This is a genomic window from Arthrobacter sp. YN (assembly GCF_002224285.1).
Taxonomy (GTDB): domain Bacteria; phylum Actinomycetota; class Actinomycetes; order Actinomycetales; family Micrococcaceae; genus Arthrobacter.
Genome location: NZ_CP022436.1, coordinates 670,462 through 687,453, shown reverse-complemented (window position 1 = coordinate 687,453; position 16,992 = coordinate 670,462). Strand labels below are relative to the sequence as shown.

16 protein-coding genes are annotated in these 16,992 nt (G+C 62.7%); 7 read left to right on the top strand and 9 right to left on the bottom strand.

Annotated features, from left to right (window positions below; all coding sequences use genetic code 11):
- Nucleotides 1-54 precede the first annotated feature (54 nt).
- From CGK93_RS03270 to CGK93_RS03260, 3 genes are read right to left on the bottom strand one after another with little or no spacing between them, the layout of a single operon-like run.
- Nucleotides 55-2,013, bottom strand: a complete 1,959-nt coding sequence (locus tag CGK93_RS03270; RefSeq protein ID WP_089593588.1) for a glycosyltransferase — start codon at nt 2,011-2,013, stop codon at nt 55-57.
- Nucleotides 2,013-3,719 (bottom strand): ArnT family glycosyltransferase, encoded by a 1,707-nt coding sequence (locus tag CGK93_RS03265; RefSeq protein WP_089593587.1) that lies wholly within the window; start codon nt 3,717-3,719, stop codon nt 2,013-2,015. The genes CGK93_RS03270 and CGK93_RS03265 overlap by 1 nt, the downstream gene beginning before the upstream one ends.
- Nucleotides 3,709-5,730, bottom strand: a complete 2,022-nt coding sequence (locus CGK93_RS03260) for a cellulose biosynthesis cyclic di-GMP-binding regulatory protein BcsB (RefSeq protein ID WP_232481531.1) — start codon at nt 5,728-5,730, stop codon at nt 3,709-3,711. The genes CGK93_RS03265 and CGK93_RS03260 overlap by 11 nt, the downstream gene beginning before the upstream one ends.
- A gap of 161 nt (nt 5,731-5,891) precedes the next feature.
- On the opposite strand from CGK93_RS03260, the gene CGK93_RS03255 reads away from it, so the two are divergent.
- On the top strand, nt 5,892-6,185 hold the full coding sequence (locus CGK93_RS03255; protein WP_089593585.1) for a DUF503 domain-containing protein: 294 nt from the start codon (nt 5,892-5,894) through the stop codon (nt 6,183-6,185).
- A gap of 6 nt (nt 6,186-6,191) precedes the next feature.
- Here the strand turns inward: CGK93_RS03255 and CGK93_RS03250 are convergent, their stop codons facing one another.
- Nucleotides 6,192-6,833, bottom strand: coding sequence for a GntR family transcriptional regulator (locus CGK93_RS03250; protein WP_089593584.1), 642 nt, complete (start codon nt 6,831-6,833; stop codon nt 6,192-6,194).
- A gap of 217 nt (nt 6,834-7,050) precedes the next feature.
- Between CGK93_RS03250 and CGK93_RS03245 the strand changes: the two genes are divergently transcribed.
- From CGK93_RS03245 to CGK93_RS03220, 6 genes are read left to right on the top strand one after another with little or no spacing between them, the layout of a single operon-like run.
- Nucleotides 7,051-8,406, top strand: a complete 1,356-nt coding sequence (locus tag CGK93_RS03245; RefSeq protein ID WP_089593583.1) for an MFS transporter — start codon at nt 7,051-7,053, stop codon at nt 8,404-8,406.
- Nucleotides 8,403-9,197: a carbon-nitrogen family hydrolase gene (locus tag CGK93_RS03240; protein WP_089593582.1), complete on the top strand. Its 795-nt coding sequence runs from the start codon at nt 8,403-8,405 to the stop codon at nt 9,195-9,197. Before CGK93_RS03245 ends, CGK93_RS03240 begins: the two co-directional genes overlap by 4 nt.
- 35 nt (nt 9,198-9,232) lie before the next feature.
- Nucleotides 9,233-9,916: a DUF2848 family protein gene (locus CGK93_RS03235; RefSeq protein ID WP_089593581.1), complete on the top strand. Its 684-nt coding sequence runs from the start codon at nt 9,233-9,235 to the stop codon at nt 9,914-9,916.
- Nucleotides 9,916-11,388, top strand: a complete 1,473-nt coding sequence (locus tag CGK93_RS03230; RefSeq protein WP_089593580.1) for a 4-hydroxyphenylacetate 3-hydroxylase family protein — start codon at nt 9,916-9,918, stop codon at nt 11,386-11,388. The genes CGK93_RS03235 and CGK93_RS03230 overlap by 1 nt, the downstream gene beginning before the upstream one ends.
- 2 nt (nt 11,389-11,390) lie before the next feature.
- Nucleotides 11,391-11,762 carry a cupin domain-containing protein gene (locus CGK93_RS03225; RefSeq protein WP_089593579.1) on the top strand — a complete coding sequence of 124 codons (372 nt, stop codon included), beginning with the start codon at nt 11,391-11,393 and terminating at the stop codon, nt 11,760-11,762.
- 1 nt (nt 11,763) lies between these two features.
- Nucleotides 11,764-12,288, top strand: coding sequence for a flavin reductase family protein (locus CGK93_RS03220; protein ID WP_089593578.1), 525 nt, complete (start codon nt 11,764-11,766; stop codon nt 12,286-12,288).
- A gap of 65 nt (nt 12,289-12,353) precedes the next feature.
- On the opposite strand, the gene CGK93_RS03215 is transcribed toward CGK93_RS03220, so the two are convergent.
- From CGK93_RS03215 to CGK93_RS03195, 5 genes are all read right to left on the bottom strand, one after another.
- Complete coding sequence (locus tag CGK93_RS03215) at nt 12,354-12,674, bottom strand: putative quinol monooxygenase (RefSeq protein ID WP_089593577.1); 321 nt, start codon at nt 12,672-12,674, stop codon at nt 12,354-12,356.
- Between the two features lie 169 nt (nt 12,675-12,843).
- A complete protein-coding gene (locus tag CGK93_RS03210; protein ID WP_026541797.1) occupies nt 12,844-13,737 on the bottom strand; it encodes a carbohydrate ABC transporter permease in 894 nt (297 codons plus the stop codon).
- Nucleotides 13,737-14,753, bottom strand: coding sequence for a carbohydrate ABC transporter permease (locus CGK93_RS03205; RefSeq protein ID WP_089597148.1), 1,017 nt, complete (start codon nt 14,751-14,753; stop codon nt 13,737-13,739). Before CGK93_RS03205 ends, CGK93_RS03210 begins: the two co-directional genes overlap by 1 nt.
- A gap of 5 nt (nt 14,754-14,758) precedes the next feature.
- Nucleotides 14,759-16,168 carry an N-acetylglucosamine/diacetylchitobiose ABC transporter substrate-binding protein gene (gene ngcE, locus CGK93_RS03200; RefSeq protein WP_089593576.1) on the bottom strand — a complete coding sequence of 470 codons (1,410 nt, stop codon included), beginning with the start codon at nt 16,166-16,168 and terminating at the stop codon, nt 14,759-14,761.
- A 176-nt stretch (nt 16,169-16,344) separates the two neighbouring features.
- On the bottom strand, nt 16,345-16,971 hold the full coding sequence (locus CGK93_RS03195; RefSeq protein ID WP_089593575.1) for a hypothetical protein: 627 nt from the start codon (nt 16,969-16,971) through the stop codon (nt 16,345-16,347).
- Nucleotides 16,972-16,992: the final 21 nt, after the last annotated feature.

Sequence of the window (16,992 nt, the reverse complement as noted above, 5' to 3'; positions counted from 1 at the left end):
CGGCATTTGCTCAGGATTTGCTCAAGATCAGGGGTGGTTCCAACCGGCCCCGCTTCAACCAACCCAGTGGCCGTCGTCGTGGTATTCGGCTTCCAGTCCGTGCGGAGTCTTCTCCCACTTGTGCGGGCTGGTGAGCATCTGCCAGGCCGCCCGCCAGGCAGCCACCGAGTGCAGCACCCAATAGAACGGGTTGAGCAGGGCGAAGATCGCGATCCTCCATCCGTGCCGGCGGAGGGTGGCCACACCGGAAACGATGATCATCATGGCGTTACCGAAGAGCATGGACACCATGCCGCCCACCAACAGCCATTCGGGCAGGACCAGGCCAACAACGTCATAGCCGATGTACGTGACCACGGTGAAGCCCACCACCAGCGGGTAGGCCAGGAACGCCAACGGGGTGCCCAGGATCAGGCCGAGGAACCCAACGGCGCCGGCAATCCCAGTGCTCTTGATGTAGCGCACCGTGTTCCGGGTGTTGACGGCCGAGGTGACCATGTAGCCCTTGATCCAGCGGGTGCGTTGCTTGATCCACGCCGGCACCTGCGAGCACGCTTCTTCCCACGTGGTGGAGTTGATGACGCCCACACGGTACCCGTCCACGGCGGCCCGGAGCCCCAGGTCGGCGTCCTCGGTCACGTTCCATGGGTCCCACGCGCCGACTTCCTTCAGCAGCGAGGTCACAAAGTGGTTGGAGGTCCCACCCAGCGGCAGCGGGATCCCTGAGTTGTCCAGGCCAGGGAGCATCGAGTCGAACCAGTGCGTGTATTCGATGGTGAACATCCGGGTGAGGACGTTCTGGTCCGCGTTGAAGTAGTTGAGCGCAGCCTGGACGCAGATCAGCGGTTTGCGGTCCGGGTTGAGGTGTTCCCGTTCAAAGGCGTCCTGCTTGAACGCGGCGATGGAGGCACGCAGCTGGCCGGGCTCGGGGCGGTCCTCGGCATCGTAAATGACCACGTACTCGCCGCGGGCGAACGTCAGCCCGTAGTTGCAGGCCCTTGGCTTGGTCTGCGGATCGCCCTTGGGCACGATGAGGATTCGGACGTATTCCGGTGGCCGCGAAGCCTTCGCGGCGGCGATGGTCTCGGCGTCGTCTTCTTCCAGAAGGACCAGGACATCCAGCTTGGACCGTGGGTAGTCCAGTTGGCCCAGGTTGGTCAACAATTTGTCGATGATGTTCGCTTCCCGGAACACCGGAACCAGGATCGTGTAGACAGGCAAGTCGCCGTCGGGGACCCGTTCCTCCGCCAGGGGTGCCAGGCCGCGGGTGGCCCTCTCCTTATCCCTGGCTTTGGCCACCGCAGCATCATGCATCCTGTCGAAGGGGCTGCGGAGACTCGCGAGCGTCTTGAAGCCGATGCTCACCAGGAAGACGACGTTTGCTGCTGCCAGCAGCACGATCAAAGCCGTCAGCGGAGAGAGCACGAACGCAGTGATTAGTCCCGTGAGCAGGACCACCGGGAGGTATCGCTGCCATGGGGTCAGGGCGGTGCGTGCGGATTCGCCCGGACGCTCTTCGGCAAGGCGCTCGGCGGATTCGTAGAGGAGGTGGCGCCGGAAGGAACGCTGGATGGACTGGTTGATGTCCCAGTCGGTGGTGGTGCGAAATTCAACAGATGCGGCGTCGAAAAGACGCGCCGCTTCCTCGGCGATGGCTGTGGACGGAGCCACCGCAGTGGCCACCGTCAGCACGTCACCGTCCATCTTCCATGGCAGCCACTGCGGCTCGCCCACGTCGCTGTACCCGAGCACCTCCATCAGCTGGTCATCCACCGGATCAGCCACCAGGTCCACCAGCGGCGCGTCCCAATGCTGTGCCAGGACTTCATAAATCCGACGACGGTCCAGCCCGGCTTCCAGGATCAGGTGCCGGCCCAGCAGCCCGCCTTCGCTCGCCGCGCGATCCAGCGCACGCTGCAGCTGTTCCGGGGTGACGAGCCCCGCCGCAAGCAGTGTCTGGCCGATCGATTGCCGGTTGAGCGTGGAGTCCGCCAAGCGTGAAGGGGAGGTCATCAGTGGGAGGACCTTTCATAGATCCGGTGGGTTGGAGTCGAGAAGGCCACGGAGTAGCGGACAGTGAACGACGGGTTCGCCACGATCGCCTGGTACACCAGGTCCGTGGGCCCCGAGTCCCGCGCTCCCGTTCCGGCTTCAACGTTGACGAACACCCACTGCGCGTACTTTGCAGGGTCCTTCAGTGCCGGACCAAAGTAGTCTCCGGAGGCACGGTTGTAGATCTCTTTGAGGGGAATGCCCATGACAGGAAGCACGGCGTTGCCCCGGGCGCTCTCATCCATGAGTATTCCGCCGGACTCGTAGTGCTCGTGGAGCCAGCGCGCCGCGGCCGTGGAATTGGTGGTGGACTCCGCTGACATCCGCCCCTCCGCCAGGACGGCGAGCCGACCCGTGGGATCCTCGCTCCACCAGAGGTTCTGCACCACGAGTCCAGCCAGCAACGCGCCGACCACCACGGGCTTGATGCGGGCCGGGCGGGCGAGTTCCTCCACCACCACGGCTACCAGAATGGCCACCAGGGGCAGCGCCGTCAGTGCGAAGCGGTTGTTCCACCACGTTGACGGCAGCGAATGGTCGTTGTTAATGGCCGTCTGTCCCAGGAAGAGGCTCAGCACCGCAAAAGCATACGCACTGCCGGTCACCGCCACCAGCAGGGTGCTGTTGGCAAAGCCCCGCCTGAAGACCAGCACGACGGCGCCGCATGCCGCCAGCGCGAGGACCACCACGCCAACTGTCTCCAGCAGGGACCAATGGAAAGTAGTCAGCGTGAGTCCCAGGTTGCCCTTGGTGGGCAACAGGCCGCCGTCGGTGATGTTCTTCTGCTGCGCGTAGGCGGAGTACTGCCCGAACATGAACTCCAGCGGGTTGCCGTAAATGGCCCAGTTGTAGGAAATCCACCAGAGGACCGCCGCGGCCGGGATCATCACGTAGCCACCGGCCATGATGAATGCCTCCCGCCACGCACCGGTGCGGCGCTTGGCGACGATCAACACCAACAGAGTTCCGGTCATCACCAGCGCCCAGCCTTCGTAACGGGACAGTACTGCGGCGGCGGACGGAATACCGGCGAAGACGGCCAGCTCTCCGGCACTCATTCGACGGCGGCTGGTGGCCCAATGCGCCAATCCGGCCATACCGCCCACGATGCACATGATGAGCACCGGCTCGGTCAGCGCTGTGGTGTAGACGTACAAAACCGCCGGGTTGGCCAGGACCACCAGGGTCGTGGCGAGACGTCCGGCCCTGCCCAATCCGAGGCGGGCTGCGATCAAGTACAGGCCGGTGGAGGTGGCGGACAACGCCAGGATCCCCAGGATTCCGGCAGCCCAGCCCGTGCTGAATAGCCACATATTCAGCACGAACGGAGCCAGCAACAGGTGCGGCATGGGCAGCCAGACGGTGCCCAGCTGCTCAAAGCCGGGTGCCTTGCTGTCGAAGATCCGCCGGGCGATGGTCAGGTGGCTCTGGGCATCCGAATAGTCCAGGTTGGTGCCATGACCGATCGTGTACAGGCAGGCGAGGTACCCCACCACCAGTGAAACCACCGCCACGATCCTGGTGCCGGGAACCTTGCGCCCCACCACCGGGGCACCGAGCCGCGCCCAGCCCTGCCGTGTCAACGGTGCCAGCGATCGCAGCAGTGCCAGCGTCGGAGCGGGACGCCGGTGGGCCGCCCGCGGCCGGGTGACTACGTTAGTTGCCATGATCCGGATTGGTCGCCGCCTGTTCAGCATCCACGTAGGCCTGCGCCGCCCGGGCACGACGCCGCAGGAGCACTGTCCGGGCTGCGAACGCCAGGCCCAGCACCACCACTGCCCCGCCGATCCACCAGGCATACGGACGGTAGTCATCAGTCACAGCCTTCTGCGGAACCACCACATTGCTCTCCAGCAGCACGGGAGTCCCCGACGGCTGGGTCACCAGGAGGTTCCGGGACAGCGATGCCCAGCCACCTTCAACAGCACCCACATGGGAGGCCAACGAGGACTGGAGCGTGGACGCGGCGGCAGCGTCATTTTCCGGTGCCCAAGCACCAAGGAGCAGCAGATTCCGGCCGCCTTGCTCAAAAGCCTCCAACACGCCGTACGGAGCCGAGGCGCCAACGCCGTATTCGACGTCGTCAGGCGAGATGGTGCGGAACTCCGCCAACCGCAGTGGTGCGGACAGCTTATTGGCGACGTCGGCGGTGGCACCCACCACCAGCCCGGACTCGCTGGAACCGGCCAGGGCGTCGAGGCCCACCACACGGGTATCCAGCAGGGAGGCACTGTCACGCTGCAGGGAAGCCAGCAGCGTCGCTGCGTTGACGGTGTTGGCTTGGGCGTTGCCATCGCCGAACGCTACCTGAACGCTCTGTCCGAAAGCCTGGGGGAACCGTTCGAAGCCGGCTTTCGTGGATCCGCCACGGACCGCCGTGAGGGTGCTGCCAGAGGTATCCAGGGTGACTTCCATGGGCATGACACCTGCGGGCCCGGTGCAATCGCCGCCTGCCGGGAGGGCGGCCAGACGGATCCGGAGGCCATTCTTCGCCTGTAGCTGGCCCGCTGGAACCTCAGCATCCACCGTGAAGGTGTCACCGCCGTCGAGGTTCTTGGAACTGAGCAGGTAGTCATTCCAGAAGACCGAGAGCTGCGCCTGGGCGTTGTCCGGGACAGCCGTGTGCGTGCCCTTGAGCTGGACTTTCACCGAGGAAACCGGGCCGCCGAACTGCGACTGGGTGACGCCAACAAAGGATTCCGGGGTGCCGTAGCCGGAGAGTTTCAAGGTGGTGCTGCCCAGGTCCTTGAGGCTCTGGACCAGGCCCGGTGCGGCAGGCAGCGCCGAGGTCAGGCCGGTCACGGAGGAGGTCACGGCCAGTGCGGTTTTGTCGCTGGCAAGCGCCCGAGCTGCGGTGCGGAGTTGTTCGTCGTGGCCGCTGAGGATGAGCTGCGGGAGCCCGGCCGCCGTGGCCAGTTTGGTGGCGGTTTCACCCTGGTCTGCGATGACGCTGAGGATCCGGCTGCCGGTCGGGAGGGTGGCAACGCGCGCCACCAGCTCGGCTTCCGGAACCACTGCGACGGCGGCGTCCGGATAGCGCTGGGCCATGGCGGCCGAGGCGGTCATGATGGCGGCGGAAACATCCGCGCCGGGATCCGCCGGGACGGGAAGCACGACGGCGGGCACGGACGCCGGGAAGAACTCACCCACCGTGGTGGGAGCCTTGGCGGTCCCGCTGAAGTCGACCATCATGTTGTTCAGGGTTGCCGTGGAGTTGGAGACCACGCACATGGTGTGGGTTACCGGGATGAACTGAAGCCCCACCGTGAGCTGCTGGCCAAGAACGTCGGCATTGCTGACCGCTTCGTCCAGGGGAACGGTGGCTGCTGCGTTCGCTTCGAGGATGACCCGGCCGTTGACCGTTGCCCGGACCGTACCCTCAGGCTTCCCCGAGACCGCGATGGTCCCCTTCACCCGGGTGGGCTCCAAACCTGCCGTCACGGGCACCACTATCATCTGCTCAGCCTGGCCGGCGAGCGCTGAAACACTGGAGGATGCCCGGACAGCCGTTCCCTGGCCCGGAGAGGCATCTGCCGGTGAGGCGGAGGCAGGTGCAGCGGCAACTCCCAACGCACTGACGGTGGCCAGGGCGAAGGTGGCAGCGCAGGCGAGCAGCATCCGGATCGGATGAGAGGGGGCGTGGGGGCGCGGGCGTAACCGGGCAGGGGTTTGGGGCACGATGTCAGTCCTGAGTAACTAGCAGCGAATGAGTCCGTCGGCCGTTGTGGGCCAACCTCATAGACACTGCCGAACGGAACTCAAGGCGCCTTGCTGCGTTGGCTCAAGATTTGATCAAGTCCACATGGCACACCTCACCTGACCTGCGGTGATAATGGACCATGTGGATCGGTTGGATTGAGTTCGACGTCCTTTTGGGCGATGTCCATAGCCTCAAAGAGAAGCGCTCCATGATCCGGCCCCTCGTGGCCGAGCTTAAACGCCGCTTCGACGTGTCAGCTGCTGAGACCGGGCTTCAGGACCAGCATCGGCGTGCGCTGATTGGAGCTGCACTGGTGGCCCCGGACCACCCCCACCTGCAGCAAGTGCTCGACGCCGTTGAACGGTTCGTGGCTGCCCGGCCGGAGTTTGAGCTGCTCAGCGCCCGGCAACGGGAGCTGCACAGCGAGGACTAGCGGAGCCTAGTACCCGATCACTGCCAGACGCGTGGAGTCCAGGTGCGCGTCGATGGCTTTGTGCGCTTTGTCGAGGCTTCGGCTGCGGAGTGCGTCAACGATCAACTGGTGTTCCCGGAGGACGTCCCCGGCCCGATCCGTGGCCTGGCTGACGGCTTTTACGCCAATCCTGAGTTGTTTTTGCCGGAGTGACGCGTAGAAATCAGCCAGGACGGGGTTGCCGCCCGCACGCACCATGAGGGTGTGGAACTCGGTATCCAGTTCGATGAACCTGGCGGGATCGTCCCGGGCTTCCTGCTGCTGGTCAATCACGCGCTGGAAGGCATCGATCTGGGCATCAAGCATGGTTTCCACCGCCGAGACGGCCCATTTCTCCACGACGGACCTGGCCTGCAGGATGGCCCGGACGTCGGGATCAGAGATGGGTGGCACGTAGGCGCCCTTGTGAGGGATCCGCTTGACGAATCCTTCAGCTTCAAGGCGCAACAGTGCCTCACGTACGGGTGTTCGTGAAGTACCCGTGGTCTTGGCCAGGACTCCCTCGTTCAGGAATGTTTCTTCCTCACGCGGCAGGGCTGCGATGTAGCTTTTCATCCACTGGTAGGCCACTTCTGGCTGCGACTGTGCAGTGGGGGTCATCTGGATCATGCAGAGCCTTTCTCGCGTAGCCCAGTATACGAGTTGCATTCAGCAGCTTGGGGAACATCTAAAAAACTTCTGCTTCAAATATAGACAGGTTGTATACAACACGTCTACAGTGATCTTAGTGACTCCGCTCACGCATCGGAAATACCCCAATTTTCCTGGGAGTTCGCGGCCCGGCCCACCGGAAGCTACGCGGCTGCCAATCGCAAAGGATCCCCACATGACCGATATGAAGAAAGCTGAACCCAGGCAACAGAAGCACTCCAGCCTGCCTGTTGTAGCTGCTTCGAGCCTGGCCGGCACAGCCGTGGAATGGTACGACTTCTTTCTCTACGGCACGGCAGCAGCGCTGGTATTCAACAAGCTCTACTTCCCCACCGACGATCCCATGGTCGGCACCATGCTGGCACTCGGAACGTTCGCCGCGGGCTTCCTGGCACGCCCGATCGGGGCCATAGTCCTGGGGCATCTGGGCGATAAGCACGGCCGGCGCGCCACGTTGGTGGCCAGCCTGATGCTCATGGGTGTCGCCACCACCCTCATCGCCTTCATCCCGTCGTACGCAGCGATCGGCCTCACAGCGCCGCTGTTGCTCCTGCTTCTCCGCTTGATCCAGGGGTTTGCCTTGGGTGGTGAGTGGGGCGGAGCTGTCCTCCTCGTCTCCGAGCACAGCAATGAGAGCGCACGGCGCGCATTCTGGGCTTCCTGGCCCAATATGGGACCGCCCCTGGGCAACCTGATGGCCGCGGGCGTCCTGGCCATCCTCGCTGCCACCATGCCGGAGAGCGAGTTCCTGGCCTGGGGCTGGCGGATAGCCTTCGGCCTGTCCGCACTCCTGGTGGTTATTGGCCTGGTCCTGCGGCTCTACGTGCAGGAAACCCCGCTGTTCAAGGAAGCACAGCGGAAGCGCGAAGCCGAGGGCAACAAGGAACGCAAGATGCCCCTGACTATCCTGTTCCGCCGTAACTGGCGCGAAATCCTCATCGCCACCGGCAGCCGGATGGGCGAGAACGCTGGCTTCTACATCTATTCGCTGTTCATCATCACCTACGTCACCCAGATCATGGGACTGCAGAGGCAGACAGGCCTCACCGCCGTCATGATCGGGCAGGGCGTGGCCGTCGTCGCTATTCCCATACTGGCGCTATACGCGGACAAGGTGGGCCGCAAACCCATCCTGATCGGAGCCTCGATTGCCACCATGGTGTGGGCCTTCGCGTTCTTCGCCCTGCTCAATACCGGACAGACCTGGGGAATCATCGCGGCCGCCGTGGGTGGCCTGCTGATCTTCGCGGCGTACAGCTCGGTCATCGGCGCTTTCTTCTCCGAACTCTTCCCAACGGACGTCCGGTACAGCGGCACCTCAGTGGCCTACAACCTGGCATCGCTGATCGCCGGTTCGTTGTCACCGATCATTGCCTTGGCTCTCTACAGCGCTTTCGGCACCGGCTATGCGATCGGCATTTACCTGGCCGCCATGGGCCTGATCTCCATGATCTCGGTGATGTTTGCCAAGGAAACGAAGGGCCTTCGCCTCAGCGACCTGGACAACGAACCCGCAAAGGAAAAAGTATGAAAATCGCACTCGTCCAGGTAGCCAGCCCGGACTCCGAAACCCGCGAAGACCGCATCCACCGCGTCGAAGACATCCTTCGGGGTATCAACGGCGCCGAACTGATCGTCTTGCCGGAGCTGTGGAGCGCAGGCTACTTCCACTTCGACGAATACGAGGCCTTGGCAGAGACACTCAACGGCCCCACGGTGACCATGTGCTCACGGGTAGCCAAAGACCTCGGCGTCTACCTTCATCTCGGCAGCATCATCGAGGCGGGCGACGACGGCCGGCTCAGCAACACCTCCATCCTGCTGGGCCCTGATGGCAACGTGGTCCACACGTATCGGAAGATCCACGTGTTCGGCTACCAGTCCAAAGAGGCGAGTCTGCTGACAGCCGGGGCCTCGCTTCCCGTGGTTCGCCTGCCGTTTGGAGCGGTTGCAGGCATCACCTGCTACGACCTCCGGTTCCCAGGATTGTGGATGGAGCTGAGCGCCCGTGGCGCGGAGATCGTGATCGTTCCCGCTGCCTGGCCGGCTGCCCGGCGTGAACACTGGCGCCTGCTCACCACAGCCAGGGCACTGGAACACCAAATCTTCGTGATCGCCTGCAATGCGGCAGGCACCCAGGAAGGCGTGGAACTCGGAGGGCACAGCAGGGTGGTGGATCCCGCCGGCAACGTCCTTGCCGAAACGTCCTCCGACGAAACCGTACTGATGGTGGACATCGATCCTGGCCAAGTCAACGCAGTCCGCGCCGAGTTCCCCGTCATCGGCGACCGCCTCGCGGCCTACGACACACTCACCGTTTAGAACCAACACCGTTGGGAAGCATTTAAGGAGACGGAATGGAAACAACAAGGCAAGTCCCCCTCACCTTCCGGGTAGTGGGCACAGAGAAGACCATCATGGTCACGGATTTCCACGGTGTGGTGGCAGGTTACACAGGCCGGGATCCGAAAGCAGTACAGCACCACATCGATGAACTGGCAGCCATTGGGGTGGCTCCACCGCCAGAGGTCCCCATGTTCTATCGGATGGACTCGGATCTGTTCGAAACGGCGGGCGAGCACGACACCACGGAGAACCTGACCTCGGGCGAAATCGAGCCCCTCTACATCCGCCACGACGGCAAGTACTACCTCGGCATCGGCTCGGACCACACGGACCGGGACATTGAAGCCCGGGACATCGGCGATTCCAAGCGCGCCTGTCCCAAGCCTGTCGCAGCAGAGGTCATCGAGGTGGAGTCGCTGGAAGACCTTGACCTCGACCAGTGCACCGCGCGCTCGTGGGTGGACGGCGAGTTGTACCAGGAGGGTTCGCTGAGCGGCCTGCGCAAGCCGGCCGACGTCGTCGAGCGCCTCCTCGCCCGCACCGACATCGGTGACGCCGACTTCATGTGCCTTGGGGGCACCCTGCCACTGCTGAACGGGAAGTTTGTTGACGGAACTTCCTGGAAGTTGGAGCTCTCCTTCCCGAATGGGACCACCATTGAACATAACTACAAAATGAAGAAAGGCTCACTCTGATGAGGACCGGAAATGAGTATCTGAAGTCCCTGAACGACGGCCGGACGGTGATCCTCGATGGCGAGGTAGTCGGCAACGTCCTCGAACACCCTGCCTTCGCGAAGGTTGCCCGGACCATGTCCGAGCTGTTCGACATCGCAGCCGATCCCGCCAACGGAATGCAATTCCATTCCGAGGAGATCGACGGACCGGCCAACCGGACCTTCGCCGCTCCCCGCACGCAGGAAGAGCTCGTCCTGCGCCGCCAGGCCATCGAAAAGTGGGCCAAGCACACCCACGGCTGGGTAGGCCGCAGCCCCGATCACGTGGGGACGTTCTTCGCCGCGTTCGGTTCCCACCTGGACGTGTTCAAGAATGAGGAACGTGACTTCGCCGGAAACGTGGAACGGTACTACAAGAAGATCCTGTCCGAGAACCTGTACCTTTCCTACGCGATCATTCCCCCGCAGGTTTCCCGCGCAACCACAGCGTCCGGTTGGGAAGGCGAATACCTGCAGGTCGGTGTCGTGCGTGAAACCGAGGAGGGCATTATTGTCCGCGGCTCACAGATGCTCGCCACGGGCGCCGCGATCGCCGACGAAGTCTTCGTCACCTGCATCAAGCCCTTGGGCCCGGACGACGTGGACTTCGCCGTCAGCTTCGCCATCCCCGTGGCCACCGACGGCCTGAAGCTCTACTGCCGCCGCCCGTTCGCACCGGCCGCTACCAGCGATTTCGACTACCCACTGACCACCCACTACGACGAACCTGACGCACTGGTGGTCTTCGATGATGTGCTCATTCCTTGGGACCGCGTGTTCATCAACCGGAACATCGACACCTTGCGCCGCCAGTTCTTCGACACCGGCGCCCACGCCCTGGGCAACTGGCAGGCCCAGATCCGCTTCTCCACCAAGCTGAAGTTCATCGCCTCCGTGGCCCGCAAGGTCACCCAGGTGAACGGCACGGACAAGATTCCCGGCGTCCAAGAGAAGCTCGGCGAGCTCGCAGCGATCGTCCAGTCCGTTGAGTCGGCGGTTCTCGCCGCTGAATACACGGCAACAACGGACGACGCCGGCATGAGGGTTCCCGGAAAGAGTGCACTGTACGGGGCCATGGGCCTGCAGTCCGAGACGTACCCGCGAGTGATCTCGATCCTCCGCGACCTGGTGGGCGGCGGAGTCCTGCAGTTGCCCTCCAGCATCGCCGACATGACCAGCAGCGTGACCCGGCCGGACATGGAACGCTACGTCCAGTCCCCCGGCGTCACCAGCGAGGAACGGGTGAAGCTCTTCAAGCTGGCCTGGGACATCATTGGTTCCGAGTTCGCTGGCCGCCACCAGCAGTACGAGATGTTCTACGCTGGCGCACCGTTCGTAGTCCGCGGCGCCTACACCTACCGGAACTACGGCTACGACGCCTTGGTTGCGGAGCTGGACACGTTCCTGGGTTCCTACAGCATCGAGGGCTCCACCGGAACGGAGGGGATCTGACCATGGCAAAGCCCGAGTTCGAGTTCACCCCCACGGCTTCGGTGGACTTCGCACCTTGCACCCCGCACGTCGAGGGCCTTTCCGAGGCGATCCTTGCCCGGGATTCGGACAACGACAGCGTCACCCGCATCCTCAAGTTCGAGCCCGGTACGGACACCTCCCCCAACGGCGTCCTGACGCATGATTTCTGGGAAGAGGTCTTCATCTTCGAGGGCTCGTTCGTGGACCAGCGCCTCGGCAGGACCTTCAAAGCCGGAGACTGGGCTACCCGTCCTCCTGGCATGGAACACGGTCCGTGGGTGTCGGAGAATGGCGCAAAGATGTTCGAAGTCCGGTACTACACGGATCCGGTACCAGCGGAGCGGAGCAACTGACATGAGCCTGGCACCAGCCTTCACCATCCCTGACGCCATGGGGATGCGCCGCGCCATGGGCCGTTTCCTCACCGGCGTCGCTGTGGTCACCACCCAGCACGAGGACGAGCAATACGGGATGACCATCAGCTCGCTGACGTCCATCAGCCTGGAACCACCCATCCTGATGATCTCGCTGAACTTCGGCACCCGGACCGGCGAGGCCTTGATGGAAAGCGGCAAGTTCGCGGTGTCCATCCTCGGTGCGAAGCAGGAGTCAGTGGCCCGGCGGTTCGCCGTCCGCGGCGGAGACCGCTTCGGCGACGGCGACTTCGACGTTACCGACAACGGCCTACCGGTCATCAAGGGCGCCCTCGCCCAGGCGGACTGCAGCGTGGTCCAACAGTACGACGTCGGCGATCACCAGGTCTTCTTCGGCCAGGTCACCACGTGCCGGGACCGGGACGGCGAGGTGCTGGCGTTCAAGGCGGGACGTTTCGGCTCGTTCAGCGACTTCGGCCACGCAGAGATCCCCTGGATGTTCTGAGAAGTAGTGCTTAAAGAGGCGGTGCCGGGCTCAACGAGTCCGGCACCGCCTCTTTGTAGTTTCCCCTACGCGATGGTCAACTCGCCCATGCGGTCCCAGCCGCTGCCTTCAAACTGGCGGCTGATGATGTGGGGTGTCTCCACGAGGGCCTGCGGCATGTCCGCCATGGCCTTCTTGAAGTGGGCGCTGTTGACGTGGGCTTCGGCGGCATCGTCCTGGAAGGCTTCCACCAACACGAACTCGTTGGGGTTATCCACGCTGCGGGACCAGTCGAACCACAGGTTGCCGGGCTCTTGGCGGGTTGCTTCGGTGAAGTCACCCACGAGGTCCAGCCAGCGCTCGGACCAGTCGGGTTTGACATTGAACTTGACCACAATGAAGATCACGGGCTGCTGCCTTTCGTTGCACTACAGAATCCGTTCCATCCTGACAGGGTTTTTGTACAGGAAATGCCCTTAACCGGCCTTCTAAAGGGCGGGAGCTGTACAAAAACTCGACGGCGGCCCGCACCGTAAGGTGAGGACCGCCGTCGAATGCTGTTTTAGCGTGGATGTACTACTTCGAAGTGCCTTGCGAAACGGACCCCTGCAGCTGGCGCTGGAAGATCACGTAGACAATGAGCACCGGGATGACGGTGACGCTGACGGCTGCGAACAGCGCGCCGTAGTCCACTGCGTAGCCCATTTGGCCGGCGAAGGCCGCGAGTTCCTGGGACAGGACGCGCGGGCCGGCGGCGTTGATGGACACGGGAATCAGGAACTGGTTCCAGAGGCCCAGGAAGTTGAAGATGGCAACCGAGGCAAGGCCCGGCTTGGCCATCGGCAACATGACCTGGAAGAACGTCCGCCACTCCCCTGCGCCGTCAAGCGCTGCTGCTTCGGTGATTTCGTGCGGCAGAGACTTGAAGAAGGAGAAGAGGAAGAACACCGTGAACGGAAGCGCGAAGCCCACATACACCAGGATCAGGCCCGGCAGGGTGTTCAGCAGTCCCATGTTCTTCAGCACGAAGAACAACGGCACCATGGCAAGGAAGATCGGGAACGTCAGCCCGGCGAGCATCAGGTAGTAGATGGCCCTGCTGCCCCGGAAGGTGTACCGGGCAAGGACGTAGGCACACATCGCACCGAGGACCATGACGATCACCAGTGCTGCGGCCACAACGATGATCGAGTTCAGGAAGGCGCTGCCGATGCCGGCTTCGCTCCAGGCCTTGACGTAGTTGTCCAGCTTCCATTCACCAGGCAAAGCGAACGGTGAAGCGAAAATCTCGCTGGAGGTCTTGAAGGAGGACATGAACGTCCACAGGAGCGGCAGGATAACGATCAGCGTCCAGATGGTCAGCGCGGTGTGGGACACCGCTCCCACCACTTTGTCGCCCTTCGTGGTTGCCGGGGTCCGGGGCTGGAAGTGCAGTGACTTCATTTCCGGGGTTGAGACTTTGGTACTCATTACAGGCTCACATCCTTATCGCCGCCGGTGAGCCGGTTAACCACAAACACCAGTCCGGAGAAGATCAGCGTGGCAATGGCCAGCACAACCCCCATGGCGCTGGCGAGACCGAACTGTCCCTTGCTGAAAGCCGTGAAGAACAGTTGTTGTGCCATGACCAGCGTGGAATTGTCCGGACCACCGCCGGAGTTCAGCGCGGCCATGTAGACGAACGCGTCCAACGCGAGGATGCCCATGTAGATGTAGGCGGTCTGGATGTTGTCGCGGATCAGCGGGATGGTGATGGACATTGCGGTGCGGAAGCGTCCCGCGCCGTCGATCCTGGCGGCTTCGAAAAGCTCGGCAGGAATGCCCTTGATACCGGCCACGAACAGGACCATGTAGAAGCCAACAAAGCCCCAGACGATCACGAACATGGTGGCGATCATGGCGGTGTTCTTATCACCCAGCCAGGCGAAGTCCTTGAACTGGTCCAGTCCCATCCCGGTGAGGATGCCGTTCAGCAGGCCACCGGAAGGATCGTAGATCTGCCCCCACATGATGCCGATGGCTACTGCCGGAATGGTGTACGGGAAGAACGACACCACGCGGTAGAAGCTGGAATTGCGCAAACCCTTGATCTGGCCTTTGCTGCTCCCGCCTACCGTCACCAGCGACGCAAGCACCAGGCTCAGGATGATGGTGATGATGGGGAGGAAAATGACCAGGATGATGTTGTTGGACATCGCCTTCATGAAGATGTCGTCGGTAAAGATCTTCACGTAGTTTTCGAGGCCGATGAAGTTCTGGTTGGGCGAGAAGCCGGACCAGTCCGTCAGCGAATACCCGAATGCCTGGATAAAGGGCCAAATCACGAACAAGAGGTAGATCGCCAACGGCAGTCCGAGGAAGACCGCGAAGAAGCTGACCTTGTCCCACGTCAACGGCTTCCGCCGCCGCTTAACCACTTGCGGTGGAGCCGGCGCCGGAACGACGGCGGCCAGGCCGTCGTCGTTCCGGCTCTGCTGAGTTTTCACTGAGGTCACTTCACTTCGATCTTCTTGACCGAGCTGTCATTGCGGACCTTGTCGGTGATGTTCTGGAGTGCCGAGGTGAGGGTTGCGACGTCCGACTTGCCGTCCAGGAAGGTGTTCCAAACCACCAGCTGGTCCTTGTTGGTGCCGTACAGGTCGATGAAGTTCCAGGTGTAGATGTTCTCGCCGGCGTCACTGAGCATCTTCGTCTGCGAAACCAGGGCTGTGGACCCGAATCCATCGGCCGGGACGGTGTCCTTGACGATGGTGGGAGCAAGCTTGGTCTTGGCGAAGTTGGTGGCAGCTTCCTTGGAGAGCATGATCCGGAGCAACTCCTTGCCGCCGGCGGCGTTCTTGCCCTGGCTCGGAACAATGAACGGCTCGCCTGCAGCGCTGTGAAGTGCTGTCTGCGGCATCTTGGGGCTGGCGCTCACGGACGGGGCCGGGGCACCCATCATGTTGAAGCCGGCCTTGGTCTGGTCCTTCATTTCGTTCTCGATCCAGGAACCCGAGGGGTAGAACACAGCCTCCTGGGCGTTGCTCCACTGTGCCTGGGCGGCCGTGAACTGGGTGCCGGAACCGCCGGGCTTGAAGAAGCCGGCCTTGACGATCTTGTCCAGGGCCGTGAAGACGGACTGGATGGCCGGGTGCGACCAGCAATCGGCCTTGAGGTTCTCCAGGGCGAGGCGAACGTCGTCGCCGCCTTCCTTGATGGCAGAAGCAATGGCCAGTTCCTGGTAGTACGTGGCAGCTTCCTTGCCCCAGACAAAGAGGTACTTGCCCTTGGCTTTGGCCTGCTCGCCGAGTGCGTACATCTCATCCCAGGTCTTCGGAACGGTCCAGCCGTTTTCCTTGAGCAGGGAGTCGGAGTACCACACGGCAAAGACGGTCAGGACGTAGTTCAGTGCAGCAAGCTTGCCGTCGAATGTGCCCGGAGCCAGTACGCCTGTGTACAGGGTGTCCTTGATGACCTTGCCTTCAAGGTTCTTGGCCTCCACAACGCTGGTGAGGTCCTCAAGCTGGGCAAGGATGGTGCTGAAGCCGATGGCCTTGGCGCCGGAGTTGTCGATCAGGTCCGGCGGATTGCCACCGACAAAGCGCGGCTGAAGTTCCTGGGCGATGTCCGTGGACGGGGAGATCTTGGCCGTGGAACCCTCATGCGCCTTTTCGAAGGCCTTGCCTGCGAACTCGACGTAGTCGATCCCGTAGCCGCCCTTGAAGATCACGGCGTCCACTGTGGACTTGTCTGCCATGCCGAACGGGTTGGTGTCGGAGACAGTGCCCGTGGGGCCGGCGGTGGTGGTGCCGCCACCTGCGGCACATGAAGCAATGGTTCCCCCCATGGGCACGAGCACGGCTGCAGCGAGTGCTCCGCGCAGGAATCCACGGCGACCGACGGACTGGTGCTGAACGTTCATTTCTAAACCCTCCAGTGACTCGTAGTGTCGACTGTTGCGGCGGAAAAGCCGGTCAGTCAGACAGTCTGGGTTGGCGCTCTGGCAGCACCAACCTTCTGTGACATAATTCACCACGAATGATCGAAAATCAATATTTCGCGGCAGTTTCGATCAACATATGTCAAAGCGTGATCTTTCTATGGTCCTTCGGCGAGGGCTTTTCCGCACTCTGTGATGGCCTCCCGGGCCAACGCCTTCTGCCCCTCGGATCCCAGTCGTTCCGCCCATTGCTCGGCCAATTGGAACTCCACCATGGCCTCCGTGAGCCGCTTTTTACCGCTCAGAAACGTGCCGAGGCCAACGTGCAAAGCAATCATCCAGCGCTTGGTCCGCTCATCACGGGCTGTCGAGGCATATTCGAGGGCGCTTCGCATCCAGACCTCGGCGTTCGCGGCATCCGCGAGCGAGAGCATGTGCAGTGCATCGACGGCCAGGAATTCCTCACCAAGGTGGTCCGCCAACTCGGCGGCCTGCTCCAGGAGGGGAACGGCCATGGCGGGACGTCCGCCGGCATTCAAAACCCGCCCGCGTTCCAGGAGGATGCGCACGCCCACGGTGGGCTCGTCGTCGTCGATGTCGTCCAGAAGTGCATCGGCTTCCTCGAAGCGGCCTTGCAAACTGATGGCCCGCCCAAGCTGGGTTGCCAACTCAGCACGTTCATCGGCGTCGTACATTTCCTCGATCATTGCGGCACGGAATCTGGCTTCCGAGGCAGCAGGATCGCGAAAGTTCCAAAGGTGGTCCAGTGTCTTCTGATCCAGCATCAAACCGCTCCTGACCAGCCC

Coding starts and splice junctions, on each gene's coding strand:
- CGK93_RS03230 (WP_089593580.1), top strand. CDS start 9,916: ATGAGGACCGGAAATGAGTATCTGAAGTCCCTGAACGACGGCCGGACG.
- CGK93_RS03210 (WP_026541797.1), bottom strand. CDS start 13,737: ATGAGTACCAAAGTCTCAACCCCGGAAATGAAGTCACTGCACTTCCAG.
- CGK93_RS03255 (WP_089593585.1), top strand. CDS start 5,892: ATGTGGATCGGTTGGATTGAGTTCGACGTCCTTTTGGGCGATGTCCAT.
- CGK93_RS03250 (WP_089593584.1), bottom strand. CDS start 6,833: ATGATCCAGATGACCCCCACTGCACAGTCGCAGCCAGAAGTGGCCTAC.
- CGK93_RS03225 (WP_089593579.1), top strand. CDS start 11,391: ATGGCAAAGCCCGAGTTCGAGTTCACCCCCACGGCTTCGGTGGACTTC.
- ngcE (WP_089593576.1), bottom strand. CDS start 16,168: ATGAACGTTCAGCACCAGTCCGTCGGTCGCCGTGGATTCCTGCGCGGA.
- CGK93_RS03195 (WP_089593575.1), bottom strand. CDS start 16,971: ATGCTGGATCAGAAGACACTGGACCACCTTTGGAACTTTCGCGATCCT.
- CGK93_RS03220 (WP_089593578.1), top strand. CDS start 11,764: ATGAGCCTGGCACCAGCCTTCACCATCCCTGACGCCATGGGGATGCGC.
- CGK93_RS03265 (WP_089593587.1), bottom strand. CDS start 3,719: ATGGCAACTAACGTAGTCACCCGGCCGCGGGCGGCCCACCGGCGTCCC.
- CGK93_RS03235 (WP_089593581.1), top strand. CDS start 9,233: ATGGAAACAACAAGGCAAGTCCCCCTCACCTTCCGGGTAGTGGGCACA.
- CGK93_RS03240 (WP_089593582.1), top strand. CDS start 8,403: ATGAAAATCGCACTCGTCCAGGTAGCCAGCCCGGACTCCGAAACCCGC.
- CGK93_RS03270 (WP_089593588.1), bottom strand. CDS start 2,013: ATGACCTCCCCTTCACGCTTGGCGGACTCCACGCTCAACCGGCAATCG.
- CGK93_RS03245 (WP_089593583.1), top strand. CDS start 7,051: ATGACCGATATGAAGAAAGCTGAACCCAGGCAACAGAAGCACTCCAGC.